Consider the following 18,042-nt stretch of genomic DNA (forward strand, 5'->3'; position numbering starts at 1 on the left):
GCGTCGAGCGGCGACCGTGGAACGATGCTCGACGTCGTCACCCGCACCGCCGAGCAGGTGTTCATCCCGCTGACCGTCGGCGGCGGTGTCCGCACCGTCGAGGACGTGGACCGGTTGCTGCGCGCCGGGGCCGACAAGGTGTCCGTGAACACGGCCGCGATCGCCCGGCCCGAGGTGCTGCGGGAGATGTCCGAACGGTTCGGATCGCAGTGCATCGTGTTGTCCGTCGACGCGCGTACCGTGCCGGAAGGTGAGCAGCCCACCCCCTCCGGTTGGGAGGTCACGACCCACGGCGGCCGCCGTGGAACGGGTATCGACGCCGTCGAATGGGCCCGGCGCGGTGAGGAACTCGGCGTGGGGGAGATTCTGCTCAACTCGATGGACGCGGATGGCACCAAGGCCGGGTTCGATCTGAAGATGATCGAGGCGGTGCGCGCGGCCGTGCATGTGCCGGTGATCGCCTCCGGCGGCGCCGGCGCGGTCGATCATTTCGCGCCGGCCGTGCGGGCGGGAGCCGACGCGGTGCTCGCCGCGAGCGTGTTCCACTTCCGGGAGCTGACCATCGGCCAGGTCAAGGACGCGATGCGGGCTGAAGGGATCGTGGTTCGATGAGCGAGAATCTCGACCCCGCCGTCGCGGCGCGGCTCAAGCGCAACGACGACGGGCTGTTCGCCGCCGTCGTGCAGGAGAGGGCGACCGGCGCGGTGCTGATGATGGCGTGGATGGACGACGAGGCTCTGGCCCGCACGCTCGCGACCCGGAAGGCCACCTACTACTCGCGTTCGCGGCAGCAGTACTGGGTCAAGGGTGAGACCTCGGGGCACACGCAGTACGTCCACGAGGTTCGGCTCGACTGCGACGGCGACACGGTGCTGTTGGTCGTCGACCAGGCCGGTGCCGCGTGCCACACCGGAACCCACACCTGCTTCGACGCCGACGTACTGCTCGCGGAGCCGACCGGGGAGTGACCGTCCGTTCGGGTGGCACCCGAACGTGTGGACGGCGACTGCCACAATGGCCGTCATGCCACTGATCCAGATCAGCCAGACACCCGGCCTCTCCGACGAGCAGAAGGCGGAGATCATCGCGTCGGTGACCCGCGCCTATGCGCAGGCGTCCGGAAAGAACGAGTCGTCGGTGTGGGTGACCATCACCGAGGTGCCGCGAGCCAACTGGGGCGTCGGCGGGACGCCGCTCGGCTGAGCGCGGGACGCCGCTCGGCGGGGCGCTCAGGGACGCTGTCCGACTCCGGTGGTCAGTTCGCCGACCCGTCCGCGAACACTGTCGCGGGTGAGCGGTGGCGTGGGCAGTCCGGCGCCCTCGCGCAGTCCCGCGACGAACTCCTCCAAGACGGCGATGGGAGCGTGGACCGGTGACCAGCCCAATTCGGTCCGCGCCCGGGTGCAGTCCATGAGGGGAAGTCGTAGCACCGTGTCGAACAGGGCCGGGTCGGCGGGGGCGAGATGGGCGTGCCATGCGGCTGCGACCGCGGTGCGCACGATGCCCGACTTGACGGGCACGACACGCGCCCCGAGCACCTCGGCAAAGGTTCGCGCGTCGACCGGGGGGTCCGCTGCGACGTTGAAGGCGCCACGCACCGGACGGACGACAGCTCGCACGTACGCGTCGGCGACATCGTCGGTGTGCAGGATCTGCATGCGCAGACCGGGCATGTCGGGGACGACCGGGACCACGGGCAGGAGAGAACCCGGCACGAACGGGCCGGCGAAGATCCTCCGCTGCGCCGACGCCGAGCCGCGCTGGAAGATGAACCCCGGCCGCATCCGTACCACGCGGATCTCGGGGTGTTCGAGTTCGAAGGTGTCGAGCCACCGTTCGAGGTAGGACTTCTCCCGCGGATAGGCGGCGCCGGGCCACCCGTGGGTGGGCCAGGTCTCGTCGACGGGGTGTTCGTCCGGTGGGCCGGGGGAGTAGGCGCCGACCGACGAGGCCGTCACGATGGTGCGCACGCCGGCCTCGGCCGCGGCGGTGAGCGTGCGGATCGTGCCGAGGACGTTGTTGTGCCATGTCACTTCGGGTTTGTGGGTGGGCTGGAACAACCAGGCGAGGTGGACGAGGGCATCGGCACCGCGGAGGTCGGCGTCGAGATCGTCGGTGGCAACGTTCACGGCTGCGAACCGCGTCTTGGGCACGCTCCAGTCGGTGTCGCGCCGGGCCAGGCCCAGCACCGACGTCACCGCCGGTTCCTTTCCGAGCGCGCGGACGACGCCGGTACCCACGTTGCCGGTCGCGCCGGTCACCACCACGTGCAGGCCCGAGGTCTGCGTCGATTCACCGGTCTGCGTCGATTGGTCGGCCATGAGGTCGGAGTACCCGGTGGTTCGGGCGCGAACCCACCGGGAGGCAGAGATTCGCCGGGAGGGTCAGGCCTTGCCGGTTCCGGCGGCGATGCTCGTATCGAGCTGGGTGAGGAGCGTGGCGCCGAGGGTCGCCAGGGTGCGGACCTCGCTGTCGTCGAGCCCGTCGAAGACGAGCCGGTGCACGGTTTCGACGTGGCCGGGCGCGGCGTCGACGACCTTGGCGTAGCCCGGCTCGGTGAGCACCGCGTACGAGCCGCGGCTGCCGGGGATCGGTTCGCGGCACACCCAGCCGCGTTTGGTGAGGCGCGTGATCACATGGGAGAGCCGGGACAGCGATGCGTTGGCTTCGTCCGCGAGCGCGGACAACCGGAGTCGGCGATCCGGCGCTTCGGACAGCAGTGCGAGCACGAAGTATTCGAAGTGGGTCATGTCCTCGTCGCGCTGCATCTGCGTGTCGAGTGCCGCCGGCAACCGGGTGATCAGCGCGACCAGCGTCCGCCAGGCCTGCTGCTGGGAGGCGTCGAGCCACCGGGGGGCTTCGCTGCTCATGGTTGTGGGCCTCACTTTCGGGATCGGTGCCTTTTGATCGCTGGGTCCACCCTATATGATGGTTGAAGCTTCAATATTAGGAGACGTATGACCACCATGCCGGCCTTGTTCCTCAGCCATGGAGCACCACCCCTCGTCGACAGCGAACTGTGGGTGTCCCAACTGCAGCGCTGGTCCGCGGACCTGCCCCGCCCCTCGGCGGTGCTGGTGGTGTCCGCGCACTGGGAGTCGACGCCGCTCGCCATCGGTGCCACGACCACCGGCACCCCACTCGTCTACGACTTCGGCGGGTTCCCGCAGCGGTTCTACGAGGTCACCTATTCCTCACCCGGCGCCCCCGCTCTCGCCCGGAAGATCGCGGCGCTGATGCCCGACAGCGAACCCGTCGTCTCCCGGCCGCACCGCGGCCTCGACCACGGCGCGTACGTGCCGCTCACCGTCATGTACCCGGACGCGGACATTCCGGTCCTGCAGATCTCGATGCCCACCCTCGACCCCGAGCGGCTGCTCCACCTCGGGCGGCGACTGCGGCCCCTCCGCGACGAGGGTGTGCTGATCATCGGCTCCGGATTCGCCACGCACGGACTGCCGTTCCTGAACGACATGCGCCCCGAGGCACCCGCACCCGGCTGGTCCGCCGAATTCGACCACTGGGCCTCCGAGCGGCTCGCCGCCGGTGATCTCGACGCTCTCCTCGACTTCCGCCGGCGGGCGCCGGGCATGCCCTACGCGCATCCGACCGTCGAGCACTTCGCTCCGCTCTTCGTCACCCTCGGGACGGCCGACGATCCCGCGCAACGGCCACAGCAGGTCATCGACGGCTTCTGGCTCGGTCTGGCGAAACGCTCGATCCAGGTCGCCTGACAGGTCCGACCGGCCCGGCGACCCCGCGGGTGCGCCCGCCGGGTCGGTGCCTGGGATGATGTGCGCATGTCCGGCGAGCCCACCACCATTCCCGCAGCCACCACCGACCCGTCCGCAGGTGGCTGGTCCGACTCGACCACCACCCGCGAGCAGTTCCGGCTCCTCGCCGCCGAGCACCGCGGGGTCCCCGTGACCCGCACGGTGCTCGCCGACTCCGAAACCCCGCTGTCGGCATACCGCAAACTCGCAGCCGACCGTCCCGGGACGTTCCTGCTCGAATCGGCCGAGAACGGCCGGTCCTGGTCGCGCTGGTCGTTCATCGGCGCGGGCAGCCCCGCAGCGCTGACCGTCGTCGACGGAGAGGCCGCCTGGTACGGGCACGTGCCGTCCGGGGCGCCGGCCGGCGGTAACCCGCTCGATGTGCTGCACGAGACGTTGCAGTTGCTCCACACCGACCGGCTTCACGGGCTGCCGCCGCTCACCAGCGGCATGGTGGGCTATCTCGGCTACGACATCGTCCGGCACATCGAGAAGTTGCCGTCGCTGGCGACGGACGACCTGCAGATCCCCGAGCTCGTGATGCTGCTCGCCACCGACCTCGCCGCCGTCGATCACCACGAGGGCACCATCTGGCTCATCGCCAACGCGGTCAACTGGGACGGCTCCGACGAGCGGGTCGACGAGGCGTACGACGACGCGGTCGCGCGACTGGATCGGATGACCGCGGCCCTCGCCGCGCCCGCCGCATCCACCGTCTCCACCTTCTCGCGGCCGGAACCCGACTACCGCCGGCAGCGCACCACGGAGTCCTTCTGCACGGACGTGCGCAAGCTCATCGGCGATATCGAGGCCGGCGAGGCGTTCCAGGTGGTGCTGTCACAACGGTTCGAAATCGATTGTCCCGCAGCGCCGTTCGATGTGTACCGGATGTTGCGTGCGTCGAATCCGAGTCCGTACATGTTCCTGCTGCACATTCCCGGCCCGGACGGGGAGACGGCGTTCTCGATCGTCGGGTCGAGCCCGGAGGCGCTCGTCACCGTCGCCGACGGGGTCGCGACCACCCACCCCATCGCCGGGACCCGGTGGCGCGGCGCCGACGAGGAAGAGGACACCCTCCTCGAGAAGGATCTCCTCGCCGACGAGAAGGAGAATGCCGAGCACCTGATGCTCGTCGACCTCGGTCGCAACGATCTCGGCCGCGTGTGCGAACCGGGCACCGTCAAGGTCCACGACTACCGGCACATCGAGCGCTACAGCCATGTGATGCACCTGGTCTCGACCGTGACCGGCCGCCTGGCCGAGGGCAGGCACGCTCTCGACGCCGTCACCGCGTGTTTCCCCGCCGGCACCCTGTCGGGTGCGCCCAAGGTGCGGGCCATGGAACTGATCGAAGAACTCGAGCCGACCCGCCGCGGCATCTACGGCGGCATCGTCGGGTACCTCGATTTCACCGGCGACGCCGACACCGCCATCGCCATCCGTTCGGCGCTGGTCAAGGACGGAGTCGCCTATGTCCAGGCCGGCGCGGGAATCGTCGCCGACTCGGTGCCCGCATCCGAGGATGCCGAGGCGCGGAACAAAGCGATGTCCGCCCTCGCGGCGGTGGCGGCGGCGACGACGCTGACCTCCTACGAGGGCGAGTCCCGGTGACCGCCCCGGCATCCGGCTCGTCCCCACGCCGGCGCCCCACCGTGGCGGCGGCGCTGCTGCTCGCCGTGGCGGCCGGCGCGCTGTGGGCGGCCGGCCGTATGACCTGGGTGCGTGTCGAGTCCGCGGACGGACTCGGGACCGACCGCGTCACCGACCTGACCGGCAGTGTCTGGGCCGCCGCCACGACCCCGCTCGCGCTGGCGCTGCTCGCGGCGGTGGCCGCCGTGTTCGCCGTGCGGGGACGCGCCCTGCGGGTGCTCGCCGTGGCGGTCGCGCTCGTCGCGGTGGCCGCGGCGATTCCCTCGCTACAGCTCGTTGCGGGAGAGCCCGACGACGACACCGCCGCGCGGGTCGCCGAACTGCCCGACCGCGCAACGGTCACCGCGACCGAGGTGTCCTATGCTCCCGCGCTACTCGCGCTTGCCGGTGCCTGCCTGGCCCTGGCGGCGGCTGTCGCGCTGTGGCGGACCCCGAGGGCCCATGCGGGTCTGTCGTCGAAGTACGAGAGCCCTGCGGCCCGCCGGGAGGCATCGGCGCGGGCGGCCGGCACCGACGAACCGGTGACCGAAAGGTCGCTGTGGGACGCCCTCGACGCCGGTGTCGACCCCACCGCCGATCCCGGAGACGACGGGCACGACGGCCAGGGGACAGGGGATTCGGGCACCCGGCGCCGACCGTCCTGAACGCGCCCATTAGGCTTGCGGAAACTTCGATGAGCTTAATCACATCGGATTGACAAGGGTGGGAAAGGACTCGAGCCACGATGACAGTTCTCGACTCGATTCTCGAAGGAGTACGCGCGGACGTCGCTGCCAGGGAGGCGGAGATCGACTTCGCTTCCGTCAAGGCCGCCGCCGCCGCCGCACCCCCGCCGATCGATGCGAAGGCCGCGCTGCGCGAGCCGGGCATTGCCGTCATCGCCGAGGTCAAGCGCGCAAGCCCCTCGAAGGGGGCCCTCGCCGAGATCCTCGACCCGGCGGACCTGGCCAAGGCCTACGAGTCGGGTGGCGCCCGTGCGATCAGCGTCCTCACCGAGCAGCGCCGTTTCAACGGCAGCCTCGCCGATCTCGACGCCGTCCGCCGCGCGGTCCGTATCCCCGTGTTGCGCAAGGACTTCATCGTCGGGCCCTATCAGATTCACGAGGCGCGGGCCCACGGCGCCGACCTCGTACTGCTGATCGTGGCCGCCCTCGAACAGACCGTGCTGACGGCGCTCATCGAGCGGACCGAGTCCCTCGGCATGACGGCGCTCGTCGAGGCGCACACCGAAGAGGAAGCAGACCGCGCCCTCGAGGCCGGCGCCACCGTGATCGGGATCAACGCCCGCAACCTCAAGACACTCGAGGTCGACAAGGACACATTCGGGCGGATCGCGCCCGGCCTGCCCACCAACGTGCTCAAGATCGCCGAGTCGGGTGTGCGTGGACCGGCGGATCTGCTCGCCTACGCCGGTGCCGGAGCCGACGCGGTGCTCGTCGGTGAGGGGTTGGTGACCAGTGGCGATCCACGCCAGGCGGTCGCCGAACTGGTGACTGTGGGTACGCACCCGTCGTGCCCCAAGCCTGCTCGCTGACCCGGACGCCGAACCTTCCGCCGATCCGGGCTCCGCGCTGGACCCGAGGGTGATCCCGGCGTGCGAGTGGGGCAGACTGGACGGGTGACTGCAGACGATCCCGCACTGTCCGCCAAGGGGCGCGGACTTCCCCGCATGAGCGAAGCCGTGTCCACCCCGACCACGCACGAACCGGATGTCGGCGGGCACTTCGGAGTATTCGGTGGCCGCTACGTGCCCGAGGCGCTGATGGCGGTCATCGAAGAGGTCAGCGCCGCATACGAGAAGGAACGGAACGACCCCGGTTTCCTCGGCGAACTCGACCGGCTCCAGCGCGACTACACCGGGCGTCCCTCGCCGGTCTACGAAGCGACCCGGCTGAGCGAGCACGCTGGTGGCGCGCGGCTGCTCCTCAAGCGCGAAGACCTCAACCACACCGGCTCGCACAAGATCAACAACGTGCTCGGTCAGGTGCTGCTCGCCAAGCGGATGGGCAAGACCCGCGTCATCGCCGAAACCGGCGCCGGACAGCACGGTGTCGCCACGGCCACCGCCTGCGCCCTGTTCGGCCTCGAGTGCATCGTCTACATGGGCGAGGTCGACACCGAACGTCAGGCCCTCAACGTCGCGCGCATGCGGCTGCTCGGCGCCGAGGTCATAGCCGCCAAGACCGGCTCGCGCACGCTCAAGGACGCGATCAACGAAGCGATGCGCGACTGGGTGACCAACGCGCACAACACTTACTACTGCTTCGGAACCGCGGCCGGGCCGCACCCCTTCCCGACCATGGTCCGCGACTTCCAGCGCGTCATCGGCCTCGAGGCACGCGCCCAGGTCCTCGACCGGCTGGGGCGGCTACCGGACGCCGTCGTCGCCTGCGTCGGTGGCGGATCCAACGCGATCGGAATCTTCCACCCCTTCATCGACGACGCGTCCGTCAGGCTCGTCGGCATCGAAGCCGGCGGCGACGGCGTCGAAACCGGCCGTCACGCTGCCACCATCGGCGGCGGCAGTCACGGAATGCTCCACGGCGCCTATTCCTACCTGCTGCAGGACGACGACGGCCAAACCACGGAGTCGCACTCGATCTCCGCCGGCCTGGACTATCCCGGGGTCGGCCCGGAGCATTCGTGGCTCGCCGACACCGGACGCGCCGAATACCGGTCCGCCACCGACACCGACGCCATGGACGCCTTCAAGCTCCTGTGCCGCACCGAGGGCATCATCCCCGCGATCGAATCCGCGCACGCGGTTGCCGGTGCCGTGAAGCTGGGCCGTGAACTCGGTAGCGGAGCGATCGTCCTGGTCAATATTTCCGGACGCGGCGACAAGGACGTCGACACCGCAGCGAAGTGGTTCGGTTACCTCGAATCGGACAACTCTCTCGCCCCCGGCACCGTCGACGAAAGCGACGACAGCACCGAAGGAGCCGCACTGTGAGCGCCCCGCACGAACGTCTGAGCGAGATCTTCGCGACCTGTCGCGCCGAGAAGCGGGCGGCGCTCGTCGGTTACCTGCCGGTCGGATACCCGACCGTCGACAAGTCGATCGAGGCCATGACAACCCTCGTCGAGGGTGGGTGCGATCTCGTCGAGGTCGGCATCCCGTACAGCGATCCGGTCATGGACGGCACCACCATCCAGGATGCGGCCACCGAAGCCCTCGCGAACGGCGTCCGCGTGCGCGACGTGTTCCCGGCTGTCGAGGCCATCACGAACGCCGGCGGTGCCGCGGTCGTGATGACCTACTGGAACCTCGTCCTCAGGTACGGCGTGGAGAACTTTGCGCGAGATCTCGCAGCCGCGGGCGGACTCGGCATCATCACCCCGGACCTGATCCCCGACGAGGCTGCCGACTGGGTCGCCGCCTCCGACAAGTACGGTCTCGGCCGCACCTTCCTCGTCGCTCCGTCGTCGACCAACGAACGGCTCGCCACCACCGTCGACCGGTGCCGCGGGTTCGTGTACGCGACCTCGACGATGGGGGTGACCGGCGCGCGCGACAAGGTCGACAACCGTGCACCCGAACTCGTCGCGCGTGTGCGCGCCCACTCCGACATTCCCGTCGGCGTCGGGCTCGGCGTCCGCAACGCGGGACAGGCCGCCGAGATCGCCGCGTACGCGGACGGTGTCATCGTCGGCTCCGCGCTGGTGTCGGCCGTCGCGCAGGGACGTGAGGCTCTGCTCACGCTGACGCAGGATCTCGCGAAGGGCGTGCGCTCGGCTACCGTAGCGTCGTGACTTCGACTGTTCTGGCCTATCTTCCGAGTCCATCGCAGGGCGTCTGGTACGTGGGGCCTCTGGCCCTGCGTGCCTACGCGCTGTGCATCATCGCCGGCATCGTCGTCGCGATCTGGTGGGGTGACCGCCGCTGGGTCGCGCGCGGTGGCCGTCCGGGCACCGTGCTCGACATCGCGGTGTGGGCAGTCCCGTTCGGGTTGATCGGCGGCCGGCTGTATCACGTCGCGACGGACTGGCCGAAGTACTTCGGCGAGGGCGCCGACCCGGTCGACGCGCTCAAGATCTGGGAGGGCGGCCTCGGGATCTGGGGCGCCGTCGCGCTCGGCGCGGTGGGCGCGTGGATCGGCTGCCGCCGTCGCGGTATCCCGCTGCCGGCTTTCGGCGACGCCATCGCGCCGGGAATCCTGCTGGCGCAGGCCATCGGACGGCTCGGCAACTGGTTCAACCAGGAACTGTACGGGCGCGAAACGACGGTCCCGTGGGGACTCGAGATCTACGAGCGGCGAAACGAAGCCGGTCAGGTCTCCCCGGCGCTGATCGACGGCGTCTCCACCGGCGAGGTCGCGTTCGTGGTGCACCCGACGTTTCTGTACGAGGCCCTGTGGAACGTGGCGATCGTGCTGCTGCTCGTCCTGATCGACCGGCGCTTCGCGATCGGACACGGGCGCCTCTTCGCGCTGTACGTCGCGGGCTACTGCGCCGGCCGATTCTGGATCGAGCTCATGCGCACCGACGCTGCCACCGAGATCGCCGGCATCCGGATCAACACCTTCACCTCGGGCATCGTGTTCGTCCTCGCGCTCGCATACGTGATCTTCGGGAAGAAGGGACGGGAAGCCCCGGAGACCCTCGATCCGATGTCGACGGCGGCAGCCGATACCGCTGCCGAGAAGCCGGATGTCGAGAAGCCGGATGCCGGGAAGGCGGACGTCGAGAAGCCGGACGTCGAGAAGCCGGTGTCGAAGAAGCCCACGGCCGAGACGGTCACCGATGGCGGCGCCGGTACAGTCGAGACCGGTACGTCCGGCAACAGCAAGGGGGACCACTCGTGACCACACCGGATCCGGGAACCTCGGACGCGCACGATGCGGAGCCTGCCAAGCCCGATCTGCGCAAGAACACCGACTCCGAGCCTCCCGCCGGCGGCTCGCCGGACTCGCAGAAAGCTGATTCTGCCGACACCACGCCGGATTTCGGCCGCCCCTTCGACTATGACGCCACCGCGCAGGCGTCGTTGTCCGCGCAGCCCCCGACATCCGAGTCCCTGGGTGGTTCGCACGGCACGCCGGGGCCGGGCTGGGACACCTACTCGGGCGTCGGTAACGGCCCTGGCTGGGGTACCACCCCGAGCTATCCGCCGCCGTCGGAGAACCCCCAGTCGGATTATCCGCCTCCGGGCGCCTACTCGTACGGTGAACAGACCCCGCCGTACCAGGGTGAACCACCGTACCAGGGCATGCCGGGGCCGGTGTACGGCCGGCCGGATCCTGGGTATCCGGCCGGTGACTCCTCGGGTTACGCCGCGCACGAACAGGCCTATCCCGGGTACGCGCCGCCCCCGCCCGGGTACACGCCGGCACCGGGAATGCCGGCGGCCGCATACGGCTACTACGATCCGTCCGCTCCCTACGGACGCGACCCGTACACGGGCGAACCGTACTCCGACAAGTCGAAGGTGACCGCGGGCATTCTCGGGATCCTGCTCGGCCCGTTCGGCGCCGGCCGCTTCTACCTCGACCAGCCGGGCCTCGCGATCGCCCAGATCGCCGCGACGTGGCTGACGTGCGGTATCGGCGGCATCTGGCCGCTGATCGACGGCATCCTGATGCTCACCGGCAAGGTGCGCGACAACCACGGCCGCCCGCTGCATCCGTGACGGCCGCCCGGGCGCGCAAGCTCGCGCGTCCGGGCCACTCGCGCGTAGACTGACCGTCCGAGCACGATCCCGCTCCCCGCCGGGCGGCCCCGGCCGGCACCCACTTCCTGCGGTCCGTCCCGGCATCCGCACGTAGCGGCGACACCATCGACGGTCGCCCGCGCAGTGGAAGGTTCGCCTCCATCACAGGTGGTCAGGTGCAGTACACCGGGTTGCCCGGACCCTATGGTCTCTATGATCCGGCACGCGAATCCGACGCGTGCGGGGTCGCTGCGGTCGTCGACCTGCGCGGACGTGCGCGCCACGACATCGTCACCGATGCACTGGCCGCACTGCGGCACCTGACCCATCGCGGCGCGGCGGGACGAGACTCGGACAGTGGTGACGGCGCCGGCATCACGCTGGGTGTGCCGTGGCCTCTGTACGACGCGGTCGTCGGCTTCCCCCTTCCACCTGCGGGCCACTACGCTACCGGTCTGTGCTTCCTGCCCCGCGGCGACGCCGCGCGGACAGCAGCTCGCTGCCGCGTCGAGGCACTCGCCGCCGACGAGCAGCTCGAGATCCTCGGCTGGCGCGAACTGCCGGTCGAACCCGAACGCGCCGGTGTCGGTGAGTGCGCCGAGCTCTGCCGCCCGCACATTGCACAGCTGTTCGTCGCCGGGCCGGCCGTGGCGGGTGTGCGACCGGCCGGGCCGGTGCTGGATCGCCTCGTGTATCCGCTGCGGCGCCGGGCCGAGCATCCGGCTGCCCGGCCCGGCATCGAGGTGTACTTCCCGTCGCTCAGTGCGCGCACGGTCGTCTACAAGGGCATGCTCACCGCCGAGCAGTTGCCGCGCTTCTATCCCGACCTGCGCGACCCGCGCTGCGCCTCCGCCATTGCCCTTGTCCACAGCCGCTATTCGACGAACACGTTCCCCTCGTGGATCCTCGCGCAGCCGTTCCGGTACAGCGCCCACAACGGTGAGATCAACACCATCCGCGGCAACCGCAATCGGATGCTCGCCCGGCAACCACGGCTGCGTACCTGCCTTCTCGGCGGCGACCTCACGCGGCTGTTCCCGATCTGCACACCCGGCCTGTCCGATTCCGCGACCGTCGACGAAGTCCTCGAACTGCTGCATCTCGCAGGGCGGTCGCTGCCACACGCGGTGACGATGATGCTGCCGCCCGCCTGGGAGAACGACCCGGCGATCGATCCGCGGCGCCGGGCGTTCCATCGCTACCACGCGGCACTGCTGGAACCGTGGGACGGCCCGGCGTGCCTGCCGTTCACCGATGGACGGGTTTTCGGCGCGGTTCTCGACCGCAACGGTCTGCGGCCCGGGCGGTGGTGGCGCACTCGCGAGGACCGCGTGATCTTCGCGAGCGAAACGGGTGTGCTCGACCTGCCGCCGGATCAGGTGGCCGAGAAGGGACGGCTCGAACCCGGCCGCATGTTTCTCGTCGACACCGGGCACGGCCGGATCGTGCCGTCCGGCGAGATTCTCGACGAGCTCGCCGGCGCGCGACCGTACGCGCGCTGGCTCGATGCCGAACAGATCTGCCTTGACGGTGCCCGCCTCGACGACCTGTCGGCGCCCGGCACCGCCACCCCCCGGACACATCGGCTCTTCGGCTACACCGAGGAAGATCTCGAGGTGATACTGACGCCGATGGCCGTCTCCGGTCGGGAACCGCTCGGTTCCATGGGCTCGGATATTCCTCCCGCGGTGCTCTCGCCACGGCCACGCTTGCTCTACGACTTCGTCACTGAAATGTTCGCCCAGGTGACCAACCCGCCCCTCGACTCCATCCGCGAGCGCCTCGTCACCACGATGAGCCACGTGCTCGGGCCCGAAGCGAACCTGCTCGCCGAATCGGCCGATGCCTGTCGCCGGCCGGTCCTCCACGAGCCGGTGCTCAGCCCGGCCGAACTCGTGGCGCTCCGGGACACTCTGGCACGTCGCCCGCGTCCCGGCCTCGGCGTGACCGTACTACCGGCGCTGTTCGCGGCCGAGGGCAACGCGGGCAACGCGCTGGCCGACGCGCTCGCCGCGCTGTGCCGGGCCGCCGACAGTGCCGTCGACGCCGGTTCCGGTCTGCTGATCGTCACCGATCGCGGTGCGGAGCCCGGCAGCGTCCCGGTTCCTTCGCTGCTGGCGGTGTCGGCGCTGCACCACCATCTGATCGGCACCGGCCGGCGCGCGCGCACCTCACTGATCGTCGAATCCGGTGATGCCCGGGAGGTACACCACGTGTCGGCGCTCCTGGGGTTCGGCGCGTCCGCGGTGTGCCCGTACGTCGCGTTCGATACCGTCGTGGCCCTCGCCGCGGAGCACCGCCTCGGTACCACCACGCCGGTCGACGCCGTCCGCCATTACCGGCAGGCACTGACCGACGGGGTGCTCGAGGTGATGGCGAAGATGGGCATCTCCACACTCGAGTCCTACATCGGCGCCCAGACCTTCGACGCCGTCGGCCTCGGTGCCGACGTCGTGGACGCCTATCTGCCCGGCACCGCGTCCCGCATCGGCGGTGTCTCGCTCGACTCTCTCGCCCGCGAAACGCGGAGCCGTCACCGCGACGCATTCACCGCGGACCCCGGCGCTCCGCCGGTGCTGGACAGCGGCGGGATCTACCGGTATCGACGAGACGCGGAACCCCACCTGTTCACCCCCGAAACCGTGTTTCTACTGCAGCACGCCACCCGCACCGCCCGAGCGGAAGTCTTCGGCCGATACAGCGCCGAGGTCGATCGGCTCGCCGAGGCGGGGGGCATGCTCCGGGGATTGCTGCGGGTGCGGACCGGACGGCAGCAACCGCTCCCGCTCGACGACGTCGAACCGGCGGAACGGATCGTGACCCGGTTCGCCACCGGGGCGATGAGCTACGGCTCGATCTCCGCCGAGGCGCACGAAGCGCTCGCGGTCGCAATGAACAGACTCGGTGGCCGCTCCAACTCGGGGGAGGGTGGCGAAGACCGTGCGCGGCGCGGGGACCCGCTGCGCCGCAGCGCCGTCAAGCAGATCGCCAGTGGCCGCTTCGGGGTGACCGCCGACTACCTGGCCGACGCCACGGACATCCAGATCAAGATGGCGCAGGGAGCCAAACCCGGTGAGGGAGGACAGCTCCCGGGAAGCAAGGTGTATCCGTGGATCGCGCGCACTCGCTGTTCGACGCCGGGCGTCGGTCTGATCTCCCCGCCACCGCACCACGACATCTACTCGATCGAGGATCTCGCCCAACTGATCTACGACCTGCGCTGCGCCAACTCCCACGCGCGGATCCACGTCAAGCTGGTCAGCGGTGTCGGAGTCGGCACCGTCGCCGCCGGCGTCGCCAAAGCGCACGCCGATGTCGTGCTCATCTCCGGGCACGACGGCGGCACCGGCGCGGCTCTGCTCACCGCACTGCGCCACTCCGGGCTGCCGTGGGAGATCGGGTTGGCCGAAACCCAGCAGACCCTCGTGCTGAACGGCCTGCGCGACCGCATCACCGTGCAATGCGACGGCGGTCTGCGCACCGGACGCGACGTGCTGATCGCCGCGCTGCTGGGAGCCGAGGAATTCGGGTTCGCCACGGCCCCGCTCGTCGTGCTCGGCTGCATCCTCATGCGGGTGTGCCATCTCGACACCTGCCCGGTGGGTGTCGCCACCCAGAACCCGGAGCTGCGCGCCAAATTCACCGGTCGAGCAGCGCACGTCGAGCAATATTTCCGGTTCGTCGCCGAGGACGTCCGGAGGCGTCTGGCCGCGTTGGGGCTGAGTAGCCTCGACGATGCCATCGGACGCGCGGACCTGCTCGACGCCGATCCCGCGATCGTGCACTGGCGTGCCCGCGGTCTGGATCTGTCGCCGCTGTTCGTCGCGGCCGTCGACGCGACCGGGCGGCCACCGCAACGCCGCCGCACCCGCCCGCCGGTGCCCCCACCTGCAGGCACCCTCGACGATCGGCTGCTGGACGCCGCGGCGGACGCACTCGCGCATCGGCGCTCGGTGCGCATCGAGTCCGCCGTCGGCAACGTCGATCGCACCGTCGGCACGCGCCTGGGTGCGGCGGTCACGGCCCGCTACGGAGCCGACGGACTACCCGAGAACACCATCGACGTGTGTCTGAGGGGCAGCGCCGGGCAGTCGCTCGGCGCGTTCCTGCCGCCCGGAGTCACCCTCACCGTCGTCGGCGACGCGAACGACTACGTCGGCAAAGGACTGTCCGGCGGTGTGATCGCCGTGCGACCGGACGCCGCGGCACGTTTCGCCGCCCACACCCAGGTGATCGCCGGCAACACGATTCTGTACGGCGCGACCGCCGGCCGGCTCTTCCTGCGCGGCCGGGTCGGCGAGCGTTTCGCCGTCCGCAACTCCGGGGCCCACGCGGTGTGTGAGGGCACCGGCGACCACGCCTGCGAGTACATGACCGGCGGTCGCGTCGTGATCCTCGGCTCCACCGGCCGCAACGTCGCGGCCGGCATGTCCGGTGGACTGGCGCATGTCCTCGATCTCGACTCCGCCCGCGTCAACACCGCCTCCGTGCACCTCCACGAGATCGAACCCGGCGACCTCGAACCTCTGCGGGCGTTGCTCGCCCAGCACCGCGACCGCACCGGATCGCCCGTCGCCGCCGCACTGCTGGTGCACTGGCCCTGCGCCGCACGACGTTTCACGACGATCGTGCCGATCGACTATCACCGCATCCGCACTGCCGCCCGCCGGGGCGAACCCGCCGTCGCCGGAGCCGGCGGTGGCTGACCCGCGCGGATTCCTCCGGCTGCCGCGGGTCGAGCCCCCGCAGCGCCCCGTCGCCGACCGCGTCGGCGACTGGGACGAGGTGCGCCGGGCTCTGCCGCCACCCGAACGGAACCGGCTGATCCGCGACCAGGCCACCCGGTGCATGGATTGCGGACTCCCGTTCTGCCATTCCACCGCGGTCGGCTGCCCCCTGGGCAACCTCATACCCGAATGGAACGACCTGGTGCGCCGTGACCTGTGGGCGCTCGCGTCGGACCGGTTGCACGCCACCAACAACTTCCCCGAATTCACCGGCCGGATCTGTCCGGCCCCGTGCGAATCGGCGTGCGTCCTCGCCCTGGACGATCCTGCCGCAGCCGTCACCATCGAGCAGATCGAGCAGGCCGTCGCCGACCGCGCCTTCGCCGACGGCAACGTGCGGCCCCGGCCCCCGGCCACCCGCACCGGCCGCTCGGTCGCCGTCGTCGGATCCGGGCCCGCCGGGCTCGCCGCGGCCCAGCAACTCACCCGAACCGGGCACGCGGTGACCGTCTTCGAACGCGACGACCGGCTCGGCGGTCTCCTGCGGTACGGCATCCCCGCGTTCAAGATGGACAAGGCGCTGATCGATCGGCGTACCGACCAGATGCGTTCCGAAGGCACCGAGTTCCGCACGAGCTGCGACGTCGGCACCGCACCCGCTGCCGCGCAACTCCGCGCCGCGTTCGATGCCGTGATCGTCGCGGTCGGCGCCCGGCAGGCCCGCGAGATCGACGTGCCCGGCCGCGACCTCACGGGAATCCATCCGGCCATGGACTACCTCGTAGGCGCGAACCACGAATGCGAAGGCGATGGACCGGCCCGGATCCGGGCGCAGGGCAAGCATGTGGTGATCATCGGCGGTGGCGACACCGGAACGGACTGCCTCGGCACCGCCCATCGGCAGGGCGCCACGTCGGTGACGCAGCTCGACTACCGTCCCCGGCCACCCGACCGGCGCGACGACGACAAGACCCCGTGGCCGGTGCGGCCGTGGGTGTTGCGGACATCCCCCGCGCACGCCGAGGGCGGGCTGCGCCGATTCCATGTGGCGGTGCAGCGGTTCGTCGGTGACACGGTCGGAGAAGTCACCGCACTGGTCCTCGCCGAGGTGGACCCCCACCGGGTACGAGTGGGGCCGGAGTTCGAGATCCCTTGCGAACTCGCGTTGCTCGCGATCGGATTCGACGGGGTCGCGCCCGGGCCGCTGCTCGACGATTACCGGCTGGCCCGCACCCCGCGGGGCACCGTCGACTGCGATCATCGCTGGCAGACGAGCACGCCCGGAGTGTTCGTGTGCGGCGACGCCCACCGCGGCGCCTCGCTGGTGGTGTGGGCCATCGCCGAGGGACGCGCCGCCGCTCGCGGTGTCGACGAGTACCTCATGGGCATCTCGAGGTTGCCCGCCCCGGTCGGACCCGATTCGCGGCCCCTCGCTCCGCCGTGAACACCGTCGCCGGGTTGGAACCGGGAACAACCGGGTATCACGGCAACGTGCCACCACTCGATATTCCACGCCCCCCGCTTCTGCACACGGCGGTGTCCGGGATCTTCCGGGCTGCCTCTGCGCTGCGGGGCGCGCGGGTGTTCCATCCCGCAGGCGCGCTGTTCCACGGGTACCTCGACGTGGGCACCGCGGACGGGCCCGTCCCGCCGGGCCGATACCCGGTCGCCGCGCGGCTCTCCCGCGGACTCGGCCTGCCACCGGGCCTGCCCGACATCCTCGGCGTCGCACTACGGATCTCGCTGGACACCGGTCCCTGGGACGTTCTCCTCGCCACCGCGTACCGGCCCGCCCGCGCGATGCTGCTCCCGGCGCGCGGCTGGGCGAGTGCGCGGTACAGCAGTGTGGCGGCCTACCGCCGCGACGGCGACGAGCGCCCACACTGGTTTCTCGCCGAGCCCGTCGGGCCGCAGCCGCGCACCACCGCGACATCGCGGCTCGTGCCCGAACGGGCACCGGTGCGCTTCTCGGTCACCTGGGCTCCCGCGCGAGGACCGTGCTCGCCGTTCGGCGACGTCGTGCTCGACACCCGCTCCCCGGTCGGGGATCCGGCGATGCCCTCGTTCGACCCGGTGGTGCACTGTCCCGCCCATCTGCGCATGTGGCCCACGTTCGTGGCGCGGGTCCGCAGGGACGCGTACCGGGGGAGCCGCACCGGACGGGGCGGAACGCTCGACGACGGGGCGCGTCACAGCGGAATCGCCGAGAAGACGAGACCGGCACACAACCACAGCGCAGGAG

16 protein-coding genes are annotated in these 18,042 nt (G+C 70.5%); 14 read left to right on the top strand and 2 right to left on the bottom strand.

Annotation, left to right across the window (positions count from 1 at the left end; all coding sequences use genetic code 11):
• The 3 genes from hisF to Q8814_RS17010 form a co-directional block, all read left to right on the top strand.
• The coding region (gene hisF / locus Q8814_RS17000; RefSeq protein WP_330153188.1) for an imidazole glycerol phosphate synthase subunit HisF at positions 1-612 on the top strand (612 nt) is incomplete at its 5' end.
• Positions 609-968, top strand: a complete 360-nt coding sequence (hisI, locus tag Q8814_RS17005; protein WP_330153189.1) for a phosphoribosyl-AMP cyclohydrolase — start codon at positions 609-611, stop codon at positions 966-968. The genes hisF and hisI, both read left to right, overlap by 4 nt.
• Before the next feature lie 55 nt (positions 969-1,023).
• A complete protein-coding gene (locus Q8814_RS17010) occupies positions 1,024-1,203 on the top strand; it encodes a tautomerase family protein (RefSeq protein ID WP_330153190.1) in 180 nt (59 codons plus the stop codon).
• A gap of 26 nt (positions 1,204-1,229) precedes the next feature.
• On the opposite strand, the gene Q8814_RS17015 is transcribed toward Q8814_RS17010, so the two are convergent.
• Positions 1,230-2,321 carry an NAD-dependent epimerase/dehydratase family protein gene (locus Q8814_RS17015; protein ID WP_330153191.1) on the bottom strand — a complete coding sequence of 364 codons (1,092 nt, stop codon included), beginning with the start codon at positions 2,319-2,321 and terminating at the stop codon, positions 1,230-1,232.
• Positions 2,322-2,384: 63 nt separating this feature from the next.
• Positions 2,385-2,870, bottom strand: a complete 486-nt coding sequence (locus tag Q8814_RS17020; protein ID WP_330153192.1) for a MarR family winged helix-turn-helix transcriptional regulator — start codon at positions 2,868-2,870, stop codon at positions 2,385-2,387.
• Between the two features lie 96 nt (positions 2,871-2,966).
• On the opposite strand from Q8814_RS17020, the gene Q8814_RS17025 reads away from it, so the two are divergent.
• The 11 genes from Q8814_RS17025 to Q8814_RS17075 all read left to right on the top strand — a co-directional run.
• Positions 2,967-3,734 (top strand): dioxygenase family protein, encoded by a 768-nt coding sequence (locus Q8814_RS17025; protein WP_408015921.1) that lies wholly within the window; start codon positions 2,967-2,969, stop codon positions 3,732-3,734.
• Positions 3,735-3,800: 66 nt separating this feature from the next.
• Positions 3,801-5,384, top strand: coding sequence for an anthranilate synthase component I (locus Q8814_RS17030; protein WP_330153194.1), 1,584 nt, complete (start codon positions 3,801-3,803; stop codon positions 5,382-5,384).
• Positions 5,381-6,067, top strand: a complete 687-nt coding sequence (locus Q8814_RS17035; protein WP_330153195.1) for a TIGR02234 family membrane protein — start codon at positions 5,381-5,383, stop codon at positions 6,065-6,067. Before Q8814_RS17030 ends, Q8814_RS17035 begins: the two co-directional genes overlap by 4 nt.
• Positions 6,068-6,147: 80 nt before the next feature.
• A complete protein-coding gene (gene trpC / locus Q8814_RS17040) occupies positions 6,148-6,957 on the top strand; it encodes an indole-3-glycerol phosphate synthase TrpC (RefSeq protein WP_330153196.1) in 810 nt (269 codons plus the stop codon).
• 135 nt (positions 6,958-7,092) lie between these two features.
• Positions 7,093-8,376, top strand: coding sequence for a tryptophan synthase subunit beta (gene trpB / locus Q8814_RS17045; protein WP_330153203.1), 1,284 nt, complete (start codon positions 7,093-7,095; stop codon positions 8,374-8,376).
• Positions 8,373-9,176 carry a tryptophan synthase subunit alpha gene (gene trpA, locus Q8814_RS17050; RefSeq protein WP_330153197.1) on the top strand — a complete coding sequence of 268 codons (804 nt, stop codon included), beginning with the start codon at positions 8,373-8,375 and terminating at the stop codon, positions 9,174-9,176. The genes trpB and trpA overlap by 4 nt, the downstream gene beginning before the upstream one ends.
• On the top strand, positions 9,173-10,228 hold the full coding sequence (gene lgt / locus Q8814_RS17055; protein ID WP_330153198.1) for a prolipoprotein diacylglyceryl transferase: 1,056 nt from the start codon (positions 9,173-9,175) through the stop codon (positions 10,226-10,228). The genes trpA and lgt overlap by 4 nt, the downstream gene beginning before the upstream one ends.
• Entirely contained in the window at positions 10,225-11,052 is an 828-nt protein-coding gene (locus tag Q8814_RS17060; RefSeq protein WP_330153199.1) for an NINE protein, read from the top strand. Before lgt ends, Q8814_RS17060 begins: the two co-directional genes overlap by 4 nt.
• A gap of 197 nt (positions 11,053-11,249) precedes the next feature.
• The gene (gltB, locus tag Q8814_RS17065) at positions 11,250-15,779 is read left to right on the top strand and encodes a glutamate synthase large subunit (RefSeq protein ID WP_330153200.1); all 4,530 of its coding nucleotides are present in this window, start codon (positions 11,250-11,252) and stop codon (positions 15,777-15,779) included.
• Complete coding sequence (locus tag Q8814_RS17070; RefSeq protein ID WP_330153201.1) at positions 15,772-17,244, top strand: glutamate synthase subunit beta; 1,473 nt, start codon at positions 15,772-15,774, stop codon at positions 17,242-17,244. The genes gltB and Q8814_RS17070 overlap by 8 nt, the downstream gene beginning before the upstream one ends.
• A gap of 14 nt (positions 17,245-17,258) precedes the next feature.
• Positions 17,259-18,042 (top strand): hypothetical protein (locus tag Q8814_RS17075; RefSeq protein WP_330153202.1); only part of this gene is annotated, 784 nt, incomplete at its 3' end.

Source organism: Rhodococcus chondri, from assembly GCF_036327435.1.
In the GTDB taxonomy this organism is placed as follows: domain Bacteria; phylum Actinomycetota; class Actinomycetes; order Mycobacteriales; family Mycobacteriaceae; genus Rhodococcus; species Rhodococcus chondri.